The 13321-nt window shown below is 60.5% G+C and carries 19 protein-coding genes and 1 tRNA gene; 3 read left to right on the forward strand and 17 right to left on the reverse strand.

All coding sequences use genetic code 11. From position 1 onward, the window contains the following. Positions 1–237: 237 nt before the first annotated feature. Positions 238–951 carry an SOS response-associated peptidase gene (locus tag ACYVDN_RS05530; RefSeq protein WP_460569227.1) on the reverse strand — a complete coding sequence of 238 codons (714 nt, stop codon included), beginning with the start codon at positions 949–951 and terminating at the stop codon, positions 238–240. Positions 952–1021: 70 nt separating this feature from the next. Between ACYVDN_RS05530 and ACYVDN_RS05535 the strand changes: the two genes are divergently transcribed. Next, the gene (locus tag ACYVDN_RS05535; RefSeq protein ID WP_460569229.1) at positions 1022–1528 is read left to right on the forward strand and encodes a hypothetical protein; all 507 of its coding nucleotides are present in this window, start codon (positions 1022–1024) and stop codon (positions 1526–1528) included. A 29-nt stretch (positions 1529–1557) separates the two neighbouring features. Here ACYVDN_RS05535 and ACYVDN_RS05540 read toward each other — a convergent pair whose 3' ends face one another. The 14 genes from ACYVDN_RS05540 to ACYVDN_RS05605 form a co-directional block, all read right to left on the reverse strand. After that, positions 1558–4002 carry a hypothetical protein gene (locus tag ACYVDN_RS05540; protein ID WP_460569231.1) on the reverse strand — a complete coding sequence of 815 codons (2445 nt, stop codon included), beginning with the start codon at positions 4000–4002 and terminating at the stop codon, positions 1558–1560. Between the two features lie 354 nt (positions 4003–4356). Beyond that, a complete protein-coding gene (locus ACYVDN_RS05545; RefSeq protein ID WP_460569233.1) occupies positions 4357–4749 on the reverse strand; it encodes a DUF7426 family protein in 393 nt (130 codons plus the stop codon). Continuing rightward, the gene (locus ACYVDN_RS05550) at positions 4749–5045 is read right to left on the reverse strand and encodes a hypothetical protein (protein ID WP_460569235.1); all 297 of its coding nucleotides are present in this window, start codon (positions 5043–5045) and stop codon (positions 4749–4751) included. Before ACYVDN_RS05550 ends, ACYVDN_RS05545 begins: the two co-directional genes overlap by 1 nt. Beyond that, positions 5045–5848: a hypothetical protein gene (locus tag ACYVDN_RS05555; RefSeq protein ID WP_460569237.1), complete on the reverse strand. Its 804-nt coding sequence runs from the start codon at positions 5846–5848 to the stop codon at positions 5045–5047. Before ACYVDN_RS05555 ends, ACYVDN_RS05550 begins: the two co-directional genes overlap by 1 nt. Further along, a complete protein-coding gene (locus ACYVDN_RS05560; protein ID WP_460569239.1) occupies positions 5829–6326 on the reverse strand; it encodes a helix-turn-helix domain-containing protein in 498 nt (165 codons plus the stop codon). The genes ACYVDN_RS05555 and ACYVDN_RS05560 overlap by 20 nt, the downstream gene beginning before the upstream one ends. After that, complete coding sequence (locus ACYVDN_RS05565) at positions 6235–6720, reverse strand: hypothetical protein (RefSeq protein ID WP_460569241.1); 486 nt, start codon at positions 6718–6720, stop codon at positions 6235–6237. The genes ACYVDN_RS05560 and ACYVDN_RS05565 overlap by 92 nt, the downstream gene beginning before the upstream one ends. Before the next feature lie 61 nt (positions 6721–6781). Beyond that, a complete protein-coding gene (locus ACYVDN_RS05570; RefSeq protein ID WP_460569243.1) occupies positions 6782–7087 on the reverse strand; it encodes a hypothetical protein in 306 nt (101 codons plus the stop codon). A 274-nt stretch (positions 7088–7361) separates the two neighbouring features. Then, positions 7362–7649 (reverse strand): hypothetical protein, encoded by a 288-nt coding sequence (locus tag ACYVDN_RS05575; RefSeq protein ID WP_460569245.1) that lies wholly within the window; start codon positions 7647–7649, stop codon positions 7362–7364. Continuing rightward, entirely contained in the window at positions 7646–8968 is a 1323-nt protein-coding gene (locus ACYVDN_RS05580) for a YfjI family protein (RefSeq protein WP_460569247.1), read from the reverse strand. Before ACYVDN_RS05580 ends, ACYVDN_RS05575 begins: the two co-directional genes overlap by 4 nt. Further along, positions 8965–9312, reverse strand: a complete 348-nt coding sequence (locus tag ACYVDN_RS05585) for a hypothetical protein (protein WP_460569249.1) — start codon at positions 9310–9312, stop codon at positions 8965–8967. Before ACYVDN_RS05585 ends, ACYVDN_RS05580 begins: the two co-directional genes overlap by 4 nt. 47 nt (positions 9313–9359) lie before the next feature. After that, a complete protein-coding gene (locus ACYVDN_RS05590; RefSeq protein ID WP_460569251.1) occupies positions 9360–9635 on the reverse strand; it encodes a helix-turn-helix domain-containing protein in 276 nt (91 codons plus the stop codon). After that, complete coding sequence (locus ACYVDN_RS05595) at positions 9632–10078, reverse strand: hypothetical protein (protein WP_460569253.1); 447 nt, start codon at positions 10076–10078, stop codon at positions 9632–9634. Before ACYVDN_RS05595 ends, ACYVDN_RS05590 begins: the two co-directional genes overlap by 4 nt. A gap of 14 nt (positions 10079–10092) precedes the next feature. Then, on the reverse strand, positions 10093–10518 hold the full coding sequence (locus ACYVDN_RS05600) for a hypothetical protein (protein WP_460569255.1): 426 nt from the start codon (positions 10516–10518) through the stop codon (positions 10093–10095). Continuing rightward, the gene (locus tag ACYVDN_RS05605) at positions 10515–10733 is read right to left on the reverse strand and encodes a helix-turn-helix transcriptional regulator (protein ID WP_460569257.1); all 219 of its coding nucleotides are present in this window, start codon (positions 10731–10733) and stop codon (positions 10515–10517) included. Before ACYVDN_RS05605 ends, ACYVDN_RS05600 begins: the two co-directional genes overlap by 4 nt. 117 nt (positions 10734–10850) lie before the next feature. Between ACYVDN_RS05605 and ACYVDN_RS05610 the strand changes: the two genes are divergently transcribed. Together ACYVDN_RS05610 and ACYVDN_RS05615 are read left to right on the forward strand one after the other, a co-directional pair. After that, the gene (locus tag ACYVDN_RS05610) at positions 10851–11627 is read left to right on the forward strand and encodes a helix-turn-helix domain-containing protein (protein ID WP_460569259.1); all 777 of its coding nucleotides are present in this window, start codon (positions 10851–10853) and stop codon (positions 11625–11627) included. Then, on the forward strand, positions 11614–12771 hold the full coding sequence (locus ACYVDN_RS05615; protein ID WP_460569261.1) for a site-specific integrase: 1158 nt from the start codon (positions 11614–11616) through the stop codon (positions 12769–12771). The genes ACYVDN_RS05610 and ACYVDN_RS05615 overlap by 14 nt, the downstream gene beginning before the upstream one ends. Before the next feature lie 20 nt (positions 12772–12791). On the opposite strand, the gene ACYVDN_RS05620 is transcribed toward ACYVDN_RS05615, so the two are convergent. Next, a tRNA-Arg gene (locus ACYVDN_RS05620) sits at positions 12792–12867 on the reverse strand. Between the two features lie 45 nt (positions 12868–12912). Further along, the gene (locus ACYVDN_RS05625) at positions 12913–13173 is read right to left on the reverse strand and encodes a YbbN family protein (RefSeq protein WP_460569263.1); all 261 of its coding nucleotides are present in this window, start codon (positions 13171–13173) and stop codon (positions 12913–12915) included. Between the last annotated feature and the right edge of the window lie 148 nt (positions 13174–13321).

Raw genomic sequence — 13321 nt, forward strand, 5'->3', positions numbered from 1 at the left:
TTTGATCACGATTTGAGTGAATCGCTGACACCCGACCAGGTGGTCCCGAAGGCTTCGATCCAGCGTGTACATCACCGTGATGGTGACCGGTTCTTGGTGTTCAGATTTGAACTGGATCCGGCGAAGCGTGAGCTGATGAGTGTCACGGACTCGCTGGAGAAGGCGAACGACCTCGTGCGGTTCGACCCCCCGCCCGATGAGGGGTTGCCGCACCGAGGGAACTACCCAGGCGCGTGATCAATCAGCAGGCAGCGGCTCGATGAGGGATGCATCCTGAGGGTCGGCGGTGCGTGAGTTGTTGACCTTGGGGTCGACCTTGTAGCTCGTGATGCTTTTCGCGACCTTCTCTGACTCGGCGGTGAGTAGCTGCACTAGGTCTTCCTTACCGGCGTCATCGAGTTTGACGGGCTGTAGGTATTCGTCCCACACGTCTCGCTCGAGGAAGACAGGCATCCTGTCGTGCACTTCGCCGCTGGCGTCGCGGGCTTCGCGTGTGATGATCGCAGTAGATACCTGCCACTCGTCATCAACCTTCCGAGCGGTGTAGATCCCGGCAGCCGTGAGAAGTCCCCCGTCTGCAGCGTGGAGGAAGTGGGGTTGCTTGTGTCCGGCCTCTCCGGTCCACTCGTAGTAGCCCCTCATCGGTACGAGTGCGCGGCTGCTGGCGAAGGCGCCCTTCCACATACCGTTCGTGGACACAGTCTCGATGCGTGCGTTGAAATTCGGCCGCTTGGAGTCTTTGATGAATGCTGGGTGGAAGTTCCATAGGGCGCTGTCGATTGTGCGCTGTACTTCACCGCTCGCCTGGTCGACGCGTTCTCTCACGATCGCGACTGGGTCGGTCGGTGCGTACGAGTAGCTGGGTCGCCAGTCCCTAAAGTCACCACCGGCAGCCACGTACTCTTCGATCAGCTCGTTAACATCAGTGTCCATCGCGAATCGCCCGCACATGACTGCCAGCGTAGCCAGGTCCCCTGGTCGAGGGGTACCGGTGCTCTGCGGACCTTAATACGATCAGCGCATGACCGAACCAAGCCCACTAATCGAAATTCACATGTCGAAAGGGCGCCTGGTTGCGGCTGGTATGACCGCGATGCTGGTCGCATTGACCTTGTCGGGTTGTATCCCACTTGCCCCAAAGCCAAAGCCAACTCCGAAACCCCTTGAAGCGGTCGGGACTGTAAGCGTTCCGATGAACGCGACGGACCTCCTCAATGGCACCTACACCAACGCACAGGGAGCGGCATGTGGCGCCGGTGATGGGTACGATGACATCAGCTCAGACGCCCAAGTAGTGGTGACGGATGCCTCGGGAAAGACTGTCGGAGTCGGCGTGCTCCAACCCGGCACACTCGAGCCAGGCCCCCAAGGAACAGCGTTCGACGCCCGCTGCTCATTCGCGTTCGACATTTTGAAGATCCCTGCGGGTAGCAAGTACTACGGCGTTCATGTAGGAAATCAGAACCGAGGCACTGTTCAATACACCAAAGATCAGTTGAAAGACATTCAACTGACGATTGGCGGCTAGATCAGGCTGCCCGCTGACACTAGGCTCGCTCAAACCAAGCCCCACATGTTCGTGCGCCCCACGACCGCCTGCGCTACAGCATTCGGGTCCTGTGCGTTCGAGGACACATTCCAGGTGTGGTAGTGGTTGTGGACCACCTGAGGTCGACCACCGAAGCCGTTGATGCCGGCTTGTTTCAAGGTCGAGAGCGCAACCTGTTCTGGCGATGCACCCGCATTCATCAGGTTGAGAGTCGGTGCCCAAGTGGTTGCCTGCTTGAACTGATCGGATACCACGAACTCGCGATCCGACAACGGATACAAACCAGCCTGATCATTGAAGGCATTACCGGCACCAGAAACAGGACCCGCGAAACCGCCATCGGCATGGCCCTTGCCAACCTGACCGCCCTTGGTGAAGGCAACCAGGTGGCCCGTGTCAGCGACCATCGTCCCGTGGGTCGAAACGGTCACGCCGACATAGCGGGGAATGTACGCCAGAGCGGCTGCAACTTGCTGCGCCTTGTTGATTGCGTCTTGGGCGCCGCTGGTCTCGTACAGAGTGTTGACGTTTTTGGGGATGAGCCCGTACTTGTCTGCGAGGTTGTTGGCTTGCTGGGCTGTCTGTCCTGCAGCTTCAGCGGACTTGATGAACGCGGCACGTGTTGCCCCCATGTCGGCCTGTAACTGTGTCTCAGACGTGCCCTGCTTGGCTTCTGCGGAGATCAGTGCGATAGCTGATGACGCAATGGTGTCTAGGGCTGAGGCGTTGTCTCGGCCGGCTTGCGTGGACTCGTCCAGGGTCGCGCCGTTCTTCGCGATCTGCGCGTTCGTGTCGGCAAGGGACTGCTGGTACTTGATGTTGGCTTGGTCTGCCGAGAGGTTCACCTGACCGAGACCCTGCAGGGCTTGTGCGAACTTGTCCGTCGCGTTGGATGCCGCATCAGCCGCAGCCTGATAGTCGTACACGGATGAGATTGATCCGTTCATCGCTGCGATCTGGTCACGGGTCGCAGCAGCCTGGTTCTTCAGAGCGGTGGCCTGATGGTTCACCTTGTCGATAAAGGACTGCCCGGTGTCGGTGAGCGTCTTGTACGTGTTCGTGACCTGGCCGCCGTACCCATGAACCTCCACAAGGGTGGAACCGTACTTCTTCGTTGAGGCGATCAGCGAGTCCATCGCCGGCTTGTTGCCCAAGGCTGCGTCGGTGACGGTGGAGAGCTGCACGTGGAACTGTTTAGCCAGCTCGAGCGCGCCGACATCTGACAGATTCTTGACCGCCTGCTTGCGCACGTTCTCATCCAGCGCACCATTCGACTGCTGCAGGGCTGCCGTGTAATCAGCCGTAGCGTCGGTCGCGTTGCTCGTAGCTGCGGTCCCGATAGCAAAAGCGGCAGTGAGTGCGCCAATGCCGGCGATCACCCAACCGATGGGACCGGATGCTGCGTCGATGGCGATTCCGAACGCGGTCGCACCACCGGCAGCGGCCTCAAGCTCAGTGGTTACCGCGGCGATGATCGGACCGACCGTCGACCAGAGTTTGAACGCACCGAACCCTGCAGCGGCCGCACCCGCAACGACCGAGAATGCAGGGCCCATCGATGTCAGGAACGTGATCACCTGACCCGCAATGGTGAGCACGTCAAGCAGCACGGTCCCGATCGGTGCGAGAGCTTCAACTAGGCTCAGCGCCCCTTCGGCAAGAGACCCGAGCGCCTGCGTTACTTGCGGAAACGTGGACTGTGCGTACTGGGCGAACTTCTGAAGACCGCCGTTGGATGTCCATGCCGCGAACCCATCCGCGAGCGACTTCACATACCCGGTCGCCTGCTGAAACAGCGGGTTGAGCGTCTGCAGAGCGTTGAGTACCCCGCGCAGCGTTGTCGTGCCGATCACGCCGAGCTGCCCAGAGAACCATGAGACCTGCGAGTTCAGGGAAGGCATGTCCGCAGCGATCAGGGCGACCGTGCTTTGGAACGAACCCAGTAGGCTCACCGCCGCGGTGGATGACAGGGAATCCAGGTCTGACTTGAGTTCCTTGACACCGGCTGAGTAAGCGGCACCCTCTTGAGTGCCCTGCTTCATTGCTTGCACCACGCCAAGCACGCCCAGCACGCCAGCCGCACCCAAGCCGGCGAATGCACCCGCGAGCCCGACAACCGCGCCTGAGAGCGGCGCAATCAACGGGGCCAGCGCTGCGATGGCGCCTGCGATCAGAGCCCACCGCGGCGCCGAACCACTATTCGCGTCGTTGACTGATCTCGTGGACTGGGCAAGTCGCTCGTTGTCAGACCCCAACGCCTTCGCAGCCGCATCGACCGCAGCCATCTTCGAGACTGCCCCGTTGTCGTCAACGTCAATGCTGATAGTGGGGTTCTGACGGGCAAGATTCTTAGCAGCCAGCTCGGCACTTTTTATTTTCTCGTCCCAGTCGCTCGTATCGAGCACCAGTACGCCGCGGATACTCCCCGCGGTGGTGGGTCCACTATCACCCATCGGTTACCTCTGTTCAGTTGTCAAAAAAGGGGTGCGCCCCAAAAGCGGAACACACCCCTACAAAAGCGTTTTGCTACAGAAACTTGGTTTCTATTTCATCCTCTATTGCCGTCTCGCTGGTTTCACGCGGCGCCCATGCAGTCGCCAATCGTGACTCAACGGCGAAGAGGCCTTCCAAGCGCACACGAAACCAACGCCACGACTCATTTAGCGACTTTGAGAGATCGACGTGATAGCTCGTATGGAAGTCCGCTTCCACAAGCGCCCACAACTCGAACACTCGACGCCAATCGAACACCGACCCCTGTCCTGTCAGGCTCGCCGGCACATCCTCATACCACTCGTAGAGGCCGGTCAGCTCGTCGTACTTGCCGCGGCCGTACGCTTCGAGCGACGCTGCGCTCGATTGGTCGTCTTCCGGACCTCCGCCTGCACGGCTTTTGGGTCGCCACCGGTCTTCCAGATAAGCTCCGCGGCTACGCGACCAGACTGGAATTCAGCCATGGCGACCAGGATTGCGCGCTGAATCCACGCCTCCGGCACACCATCGGCGACCATCTCCCGATGCGTGGCACCGAGCGTCAGTTTCACAACCTCTTCATCCGTCAGATCCTCGGGCGTCTCACCTGACAGCAACGGACGCAACCGAAGGCCGGCCTCGAGCGTCATCGGTGGGATCGTGTAAGTCTTGCCGCGCATGGGTAGCTCGAGCGGTTCCAGAAACTCTGTAATGTCCTGAAAAGCCACTAGTCCTCCACGATCGCGGGCACACCCACGTCGGTACCGGGAGTGGCTGTTGGCATCAAAACAGAACCCTGCTGCCGCAGATACGCGAGAACGCGGGTAATCTCGCCCTCCGTCACAGCCACCGGTTCGGGAGCCTCTGTAGGGGCTACACGCTCCCCGTTTTGACCCATCTGTACAGCCTCGGCATGGCTGACGGTACGACCCAGAATCGCGTCCAGGCTGCCGTTTTTGTATGCGGCGCTTAGCTGTTCTGGCGTTGCCGCCGAAATCTGTGAGTCATTCCACTGTGCAGCCATTACTCTTCCTCTCCGAACGCTTCAGCAACACTGATCTGTTTAAGTTCCCGCCTCTTCGCCTCAGCGGGAGAGAACGGTTCTGAGAACTGGTGAACGCCCCCACCGTAGCCACGATAGAAGACACCCTCACGGCTCACCGAAGATCGGGTGGATTCCGCCGAACCCAATCGTTCATAAATCTGCTCTACCGAATCCGGGGCCATAGAAGCCCCGCCAATCTCATTCGTGTAGAAATGGTCCTTTGAGATCCCACCCGATGTGATGAGGAAGGCGAATAGCTGCTGGATGAACGGCGCGCCATGGATCTTCTCAAGCATCAGATCACCGACCTGGATTGACGACCCGTTTTGCGCGATGCCACCGTGAACCGCGCGCGGCGCAAGAACAGATCGGTCAGGGGCCGGCACATCAAGAGCCTGAGCCCGTTCAATGAACTCACCGATCTTGCTGTTGGATTCCACGATCGCAGCACCGTACGCTCGCACCCACGTCTCGACACCTTTCAGTGCCTCGACTGCCTTCGGGTTGTGGGCTTCGGCCCATGCCTCGACATCCGCGCGGAGCGCGGTGAGGGCGGCAGCGCGGACCTCCTTGTCGTACCGGCTCTTTGCGCGTTGCAGTCGCTCAATCGCAGCCTCTGCGTACTCAACAACAGCTTCCTGCGACTTCACGTCATCCCAGGAACCATCACCTTCGTAGAAGAGTTCCCGCACCTGCTCGAGCCGCTCTTTTCCGACACGCAGTGCTTCATTCGCCGCGGCAATGTCGTCGTCCGTTACGACATCAGGTTTCTTGTTTGCCACTATTAAGTTCTCCAAATCTGTACGCATCCAATGCGGGCTGGCTTATTGCCCAATCGTGGCCGTGTTTCAACCCAGGCAAACGTCCACTGGACAGCAAACGGCGCACATGCCGTTCACTACAACCGAGTGTTTCGGACGCCGCCCGGGTGGAAACAGTGGCCGCGAACCCCTGTGCATCACCAATATCAATTCTACGGGAATACAAGTCCGTAGGTCCGATATCGGACCCTTCCGCTAGGGTGTCCAAGTCGTACAGAATGTCGAGAATATCTGCAGCCAAAGGCGTATTCCCGTAACGCTCCCTTCGACGGTTTCGAATGTCTACCCGCAACGCCTCCGCAATCCATCGGGCGCGGCCTCGAGGAATACGAACATTCCCCGCGATGTCACTCTCCGTCGGCACCCTCGACCTGCATTCTCCGGTACGAAAGAACCGTCGCAGCGTCAACATCTCCACTTCGGATCTTGTCCGGGGCATCGTCAATGTTGCTCAACAGGGTTGCGAGATCCACCCTGGTCCCAATCTTGTAGTCCTTCCGGATCTTCACCCACGACACAGGATCAAGGCCAAGGCGTGCTGCCTGCCGATCAGCCGTGACCGTCCACCTACGCAGCAACTCAAGCGGCGACGTTTGACCCCGGTCTGATCGTGCAGCTTCCTCATCGGTCATGTCCTCAATCCACGCCTCAAGGCGGACCACACGGGCTGCTGTGAGGCTGTAACGGTGAAGCGGACCTGCAAAGCGTGGCTCACGCAAGTACGCAACCGAGTCGTCCAGCAGCGCCTGTTCACGGATCGCAGCGGCAATCGGTTCAAGCAACTTCGGCGAGAAGGCGCCATGCTTCACTGCGAGGTCGTTGTCTGTACCCACGCGATACTCATTTCCTTTGGAGAATGGTGGTCGTTGGCCGGGGAATGTCGGCGTCCAACCTTCAGGAATTGGAAGAGGCATCGTCACCCCCGGAACCGTTGAGCATGTTTAAGCCCGAGGCAAGGAGGAAACCTCCGCGCGCCTTTTCAACAATCCTGTCTGCCTCTTCTTTGGATAGGCCCGCGAGGATACCTTCCACGAAACGCAGGAGCAGATACGCGTAATCAAACGCCGTGTTCCCGGGATACTCCGTTGCTTTAGCGGCAGCCCAAAGCGTCTCCATTGCAGCCATTGCATCGCCCGCGCGTACCTGATCGATGGCGTCAAGCAGGCGAAAGTACTTCTCTTCGGGTTCGTTGCTACTCATGTTCAATTCCTCCCGTCACATTGACGTGTCATATCGATGGCCACGATCTCGTGGTGCCGCTTGCACGATCCGCCGCAAGCCAACTGATCGATCACTTCCTTCTGCCGTTCCGCATCGGAAACCGACGCGAACAGGGTGACCGTCGGCGCCTTGCACCAAGCGATCAGGGCATACTCACCAGATCCATGCACCCACTCGAGGCGACGGATAGCGCACCTGATGAACGTGGCCGCTGTTCGATGGGTACTCCCGCAGCGGTGGCGCCTGTAGACCTTCACGACCACTCCCCCCGCTCAATGTCGAAGAGTTCAGCCAGGACCAGGAGTTCGCGATCTGAGGCAGTGGGGATGACCCACATGCTCGGGGAGGCGAGAAACGCGGCAGCACGGTTTGTGGTGCCTGCGATGCTCATCTCACGCAACGCAAGCTCACGCACCTTCTCGCACTGCGAAGCGGTGGCGTCCAACATGTCGGCACGGTCCACGGTCACGAGCACGCCGAAGCCCCGACTACGTGTGACGCGCAGCTCAGCACCGGCCGGAGTCCTGCGGATCTCGCTCATGCCGTCACCCGCTCCCACTCGTGCAGAGCATCAGATGCGAGATCGCGACCGAGGACGGGTGACAACCCGTCACCCGTGTCACCGCCAGTGTTCTCAGGGGGTGGCGGGGGTGACGCAATGCCACCCCTAATGCGCAGGATGCGTCCCGGAGTGCCCTGGCCGGCGATGTTCAAAACCTCGATCTCACCGGACGATTCGAGCGCATCAACCGCGCCGTCGAAGGAACCTCGCAGTGACGCAGTGAGACCCTTCCGCACCTTCGCCGCGGGCGTCCACTCATCGACCGAGAGCCGTTCAATTATGCGAGCCTTCGCCCTGTCGAACGTCGTCAATTCGATGCTGTCAACGACGTTCAGTCGCGCGACGGCTCGAGCTGTTGCCATCTCCTGCGCCGACTGAGCAACAACCGAACGCATCCCATCCGCGAGTTCGTCGGAGCGGTCAAGGATGGACCCGGCAAGCTCCCAATCCGACCAATCGACAGCGTTCCCGTCACGCAGGATCGACAGCAGCGCTGACAGCCTCAGACGGATCAGATTCCGGTGCGAGTTCGTACGCACGTCGCCCAACTCTGTATTCCGCACTGCCGCAAGGCGATCCTGGCGAATGCGCTCGCGGATCGGCCCGCACACAACCAGATCCCCGCTCGGGGGAATCGTGATGTTGATGCGCTCGTCTGGCTCCCTGCAGTCGTCCGGCACGGATGCGTCATTCCCACGGAAGAACACGAACCGCTGAAAGAAGCCGTCTCCTGTGGCTTGCAGAAGTTCGTGAGCCGCGCGCGGCTGGACACCGACAAACATGCCGATGTTGTATGTGTGCGCCTCAACCTTTCCGGACTCGTGACGGTTCGCGTTGTGCAGCAGACCGCCTGACCATGCTGTCTTCAAGTTGCCGGCCAGGTTCGAGCCCGTACGGCCAATCAGGGTCGTCATGGCGCCGATCTCGTCGGCCTCGACAAGCAGGTTCTCAACGTCACGGTGGCCGTCTTCGTCCGCCTTGAGCTGCTCGATGATGCCTTCACCCGACCCAAGGCCAACCTGCGCGTAGGCGGCTGCTAGTGGCGGGTTGCCAATGAGTTCACCCGAAGCGAGCCATGCCGAAGTTTTCCCGCCACCGGACGGTGAGACGATTCCGAAGTAGGTTGACAGTGGTGAGCGGGTTGCCACGATCGCGGGCAGCATCACCGTTGGCGGAATCAGTACTGTGATCCGTGCAAGTACTGCGGCTAGCACGGCGTCAGCGGAGAGCATCCGCGAATGCGCGAAGTCGCGGATCAGCGTCAATTCTGAACGTGTTTCCCAAAAGGCGGCCGTCATTTGGCCCCTCCCTCACTCTTGAATTTTGTTGTGCCGCTGCGAGACTCAGCCTGCTCTTTCCAATCCTTTAAGAGCTGAACCCAATATTCTTCCGATCCGGCGCGCATGCGGCGTTGCTGCAATTCCGGATATTTGCGACCAGGGTTTAGCCACCTTTCATAGAACTGGTCGCGTTGGTCCTGAGCCTTTTCGAGGTCAGGTAAAAGAGATTGCCGCCCAGCCTCAAATGCGAATTCGTAGAACTGCATGAGGCTGGGCGGCAATTGGTGAAGTTCGATCTTCCCAAGGAGAAGGTCGATGCCGAGCTGGTTTAGGTACCGTTCGGCGTTGTCGGAGAAACGCACCCTTGATGGCTGGGTTGCGGTGCGGCCCTCACCGGCCGCGCCGCCCATCAGAGCGTGCGCCCCAACAGCTCATCGACAGGGACATCGAGACCACGCGCGATGGTCTCGAGATCGCCAAGGGTCGTACCTGGCGAACCACGCCAGATTCGCAGGCACCTCGCGTATGACAGACCCGTCACGCGCGCCAGCATCGCCGCACCATATTTGCCAGTGACGGCAGTGGAAGCGGCGCGTACGTTTCCCGCTACTCGAGCAGTGAAGGCATTGCCGCGTGGTTCGGACACCAGCAGCGTCGGATGCATCGGCATCGCATACGTGCTCATGCTTCAACCCCGTACAGCCGCAGGTGCTCATCCATCGCGTTCATGGCAACGGCCGTAGCGCGGAACTCCCGCACTGTCTGGTCGTAATTGGTGTCATCGACGTAGACCCGGACCAAGTCCTCGTATACGACGCCCGCTGCATCCGTTCGGAACATTGGTCCGCCGACGACCTCGACAGAGATCTCTCCCGCCATGATCCGGTGGGAGAACCGAAGCCACACGTTCGGGAAGTCACTCGCCTCGACCTCGACTTTGGTAGCCCATGGCGGAACCGGGATCGGCGAGAGCGGTTGGTGTTCGGCCAGCCAGTCACAGAACGCGTACCGCGCTTCCAACGAGTCGTCGTCACCGCAAACCGCGTGATACGCAGCCTGCATCTCGCGCGAAAACTCAGCCAGACCCTCGTACTGCTGTTGTACAATTTCCTTAGTCGTGCTAAACATTGTTGTTCCTTTCGTTACTTGGACGTTTCGTTGGGATCGTTGCCCGGACCAGAGGTTGCCGCCTCAACGGTCCGGGCATTCTTCTTTCGCAACTGCTTGCGCAGACGGTAGGTGCAGCTCTTGCCCGATCTCGACGGCGCCGGCTCAGCGATCTCACCGATGTAGCGGAGGACCGCCGCCGCCACCTCAGGCATCAGGTTCAGACGAACGTGCCCCATTGATTGAGGCATACGGATCTGCTTTCCATCCAGAGTGAGGCCGTTGTGGCCGACGTAGGGGTCACGTTCCACGTACCGGGGTCCGGAGACCTGCCAGTCGCTGGGGACGTGACCGGCATCGATCGCTTTCAGCAGCGCTGTGAATGTCGGGTCGACCACTGGTCCGCCGTAGCCACGTTCCGAGCGACTCGCGTCCAGCCCGGCCTTGCCGTCAGGAATCATGAGGCCGTCTGTGCCTCGTGTGCGAGCTCCCACGCCTCAACAACTTCGAGGCGCCACCTGACCTGCGAGCCAATCTTGACTGCAGTGGGTAGGTCTTCCCCCTGGGACCGCTTCCGGTAAAGGGTCCCGGCCGACACACCCCACCGCTCTGCCAGCTCGTTGATGTTGAGAAGGCGACGCTGGCGCTCGCCCACCCCGGGGTTGTCAGATCTCATGTGCTCACTCTTTCACTGTATGATGTGCATCGCTAAGCGATATTCTGAGTCTACGATGCCTGTCAGAATCGTGCAAGTCTTTACCGCTTCGAACACATCGTGCCCTAAGCTTTTTCTGTGACTCCCAAGACCACGCTCGACTCGTTGCCCGATGACCCATGGGAGACCCGTCTCTCCAAGACGGTCTTCCGCACGATTGCCCGGTACAAGGAAGAGATGAGGCTGAGCACGCCCGAACTGGCCGCGCGAGTGTCCGCAGTGCTACAACCGGACGAGATCAAGCCAACGACCCTGAACAACATGCTTGCCGGGAAACGCAAGGCGATTACGCTGCCTGAGGTCTTTGCATTTGCGAAGGCCCTGGGTGTACCGCCTGCCGCGCTCGTCGTCCCGCTACGCGGCGAGGAACAGGTCGAGATGTTCCCTGGAGAGCACTTCGCCGCTGAAGAAGCACTTGATCTGCTTCGAGGCACCTACGTCAGGACGGAAGTCGAAGCTGATGCCGGTGGACCTCTCGAGGTCGGGGCTGGGTGGTTTGCCGTTCAGATGCTGGATCAATACGCCAAGGTGTCCCGGGCGGAGACACTTCTCCGAAACGAGTTCTCGGTTGTCGCCACTCGAGCGCTAGAACCCGAGAAGTACACACCGGAGACCGTTCAGCAGTCGGGTTTGGAGCGACTCAAGGAGGCGGTGCGTGACTATCGAAATACGCGGGATGAGGCGGTGAGGCTCGGGGCGGAGCTGGCCCCGGTATCAGCCGATCTTGCATGGCTCCTTGAAGTGCGATCTGACGAGATCAGCCCACAGTCTGCAGGCGAAGCTTGGTTGACCGTTTACGAACGCGACGCCGAGGGCTACTGGACAACGAGAGAGCGGGCCGGTGGCAAGGCCTAGAACCCCGGTCGGCGCTCACGGCACGATCCACACCCAAGAGATCGCGCCGCAGAAGTGGCGCGCCCGCACCTACTACCGGTTCGAAGACGGTCAACGCCGGCAGGTCGAACGGTTCGCAACAACACGCGCGAAAGCAGAGAACGCACTGAAGAGTGCACTCACCACGATCGAGACTCCCAGCAGCAACCGAATCACTCGAAGCACGACCCTCGCGGCACTCGCTGACGCCTACCTCGACACCAAGCGTGCATCCGGTCGGGCACCACGCACACTCAGCACCTACGCATACAACATCGACACCCACATCAAGCCGGGCATCGGGCAGCTCACCATCGCTGAGACCAGCACTATGCGGGTGCAGTCGTTCATCAACGAAATCGACAGCGACCACGGTTCCGGCTCTGCGAAAGGCTGCCGCTCCGTCCTGTCAGGGATGTTCGCCCTCGCCGTGCGAAACGACGCCATCAAGATCAACCCCGTCACGGGTGTCGCGGGCATCGAGAAACGCCGCACCCAAACCAGTACCGCACTCCCCCTCGACGCCGTACCCACGTTCCTGTCAGCCATCCGCAATGATGACGAACTTCAACGACTCGACATGTCCGACCTACTCGAGTTCATGGCACTGACCGGATGCCGCATTGGCGAAGCACTCGCCCTCCGTGCCAGCCACGTAGATCTCAACAACAGCACCGTCACACTCGGCCCAAGCGTCACACGCGTGCCTGGCCAAGGCCTCATCATCCACGAGCCCGGCAAAACCGAAACCTCCAACCGCACCATCGTGGTGCCAGAGACGCTGTGCGCCCTCCTAACGCGACGACTCACCGGCGACATTCAACCCACGGATCTCGTCTTCCCGTCGCTTCTAGGGAAGCTACGCGACCCCGCAAACACCGAATCAGACTGGCGCCACAACCGTGCCCGACTCGGCTACCCCAACCTCGTCCCGCACGGGCTGCGCAAGACCGTCGCAACCGCCCTCGACGCCGCAGGACTGTCCGCCCGAGACATCGCCGAATACCTCGGCCACAAGCGCCCATCCATGACACAGGACGTGTACATGTCGCGCAGCACCCAATCCGCTAAAGCTGCCGCCGCACTCGATTCAAAGTACGGGGTAAGTACGGGATCGATGGCCTGAACAGCCCGAGTTCCTTGATCTGGTGCCCCCGGCAGGAATCGAACCTGCGACCAAGAGATTAGAAGGCTCCTGCTCTATCCGCTGAGCTACGGGGGCGGCCGGCTGTCACGAGCGGCTTCCAGGCTACCGCAGGGCGTGCGCTCAGATGGCTTTCGCCGCGGCCACGAGAACCTGCGCAAGGCTGGGCACGCCAATGGCCCTGAACACCTCGTCGCCCTCTGCGTCGAGCACAACGACGGTGGGTGTCGAGTGGATGCCCGCCGCTCTTGCCCGCTCCTCGAAGCGCACGACATCGAACTCGGTGACCGTGGCCTCGGGCACCAGGCGCTCCGCCTCGCGGAGGACACCCCTCGTCTGCATGCACGGCTCGCAGAACGCCGACGTGTACAACTGCAACTCCACGAGTGGATTCTAGATCGCGGGCGACGAGTCGGCTCCGCGTGCATCGCTCTCCACTTGAGGCCCGTATTGTCGCTTCGGCTGCGGGTGACGACAGCACGCGTCCACAACTGTCAGGAGGCCATCCGCGGGCGTCGGAGGCCGTCGATAG

It is taken from the genome of Humibacter soli (assembly GCF_054779035.1).

Coding starts and splice junctions, on each gene's coding strand:
- ACYVDN_RS05530 (WP_460569227.1), bottom strand. CDS start 951: ATGTGCGGGCGATTCGCGATGGACACTGATGTTAACGAGCTGATCGAA.
- ACYVDN_RS05535 (WP_460569229.1), top strand. CDS start 1,022: ATGACCGAACCAAGCCCACTAATCGAAATTCACATGTCGAAAGGGCGC.
- ACYVDN_RS05540 (WP_460569231.1), bottom strand. CDS start 4,002: ATGGGTGATAGTGGACCCACCACCGCGGGGAGTATCCGCGGCGTACTG.
- ACYVDN_RS05550 (WP_460569235.1), bottom strand. CDS start 5,045: ATGGCTGCACAGTGGAATGACTCACAGATTTCGGCGGCAACGCCAGAA.
- ACYVDN_RS05560 (WP_460569239.1), bottom strand. CDS start 6,326: ATGCCCCGGACAAGATCCGAAGTGGAGATGTTGACGCTGCGACGGTTC.
- ACYVDN_RS05570 (WP_460569243.1), bottom strand. CDS start 7,087: ATGAGTAGCAACGAACCCGAAGAGAAGTACTTTCGCCTGCTTGACGCC.
- ACYVDN_RS05575 (WP_460569245.1), bottom strand. CDS start 7,649: ATGAGCGAGATCCGCAGGACTCCGGCCGGTGCTGAGCTGCGCGTCACA.
- ACYVDN_RS05580 (WP_460569247.1), bottom strand. CDS start 8,968: ATGACGGCCGCCTTTTGGGAAACACGTTCAGAATTGACGCTGATCCGC.
- ACYVDN_RS05590 (WP_460569251.1), bottom strand. CDS start 9,635: ATGAGCACGTATGCGATGCCGATGCATCCGACGCTGCTGGTGTCCGAA.
- ACYVDN_RS05595 (WP_460569253.1), bottom strand. CDS start 10,078: ATGTTTAGCACGACTAAGGAAATTGTACAACAGCAGTACGAGGGTCTG.
- ACYVDN_RS05600 (WP_460569255.1), bottom strand. CDS start 10,518: ATGATTCCTGACGGCAAGGCCGGGCTGGACGCGAGTCGCTCGGAACGT.
- ACYVDN_RS05605 (WP_460569257.1), bottom strand. CDS start 10,733: ATGAGATCTGACAACCCCGGGGTGGGCGAGCGCCAGCGTCGCCTTCTC.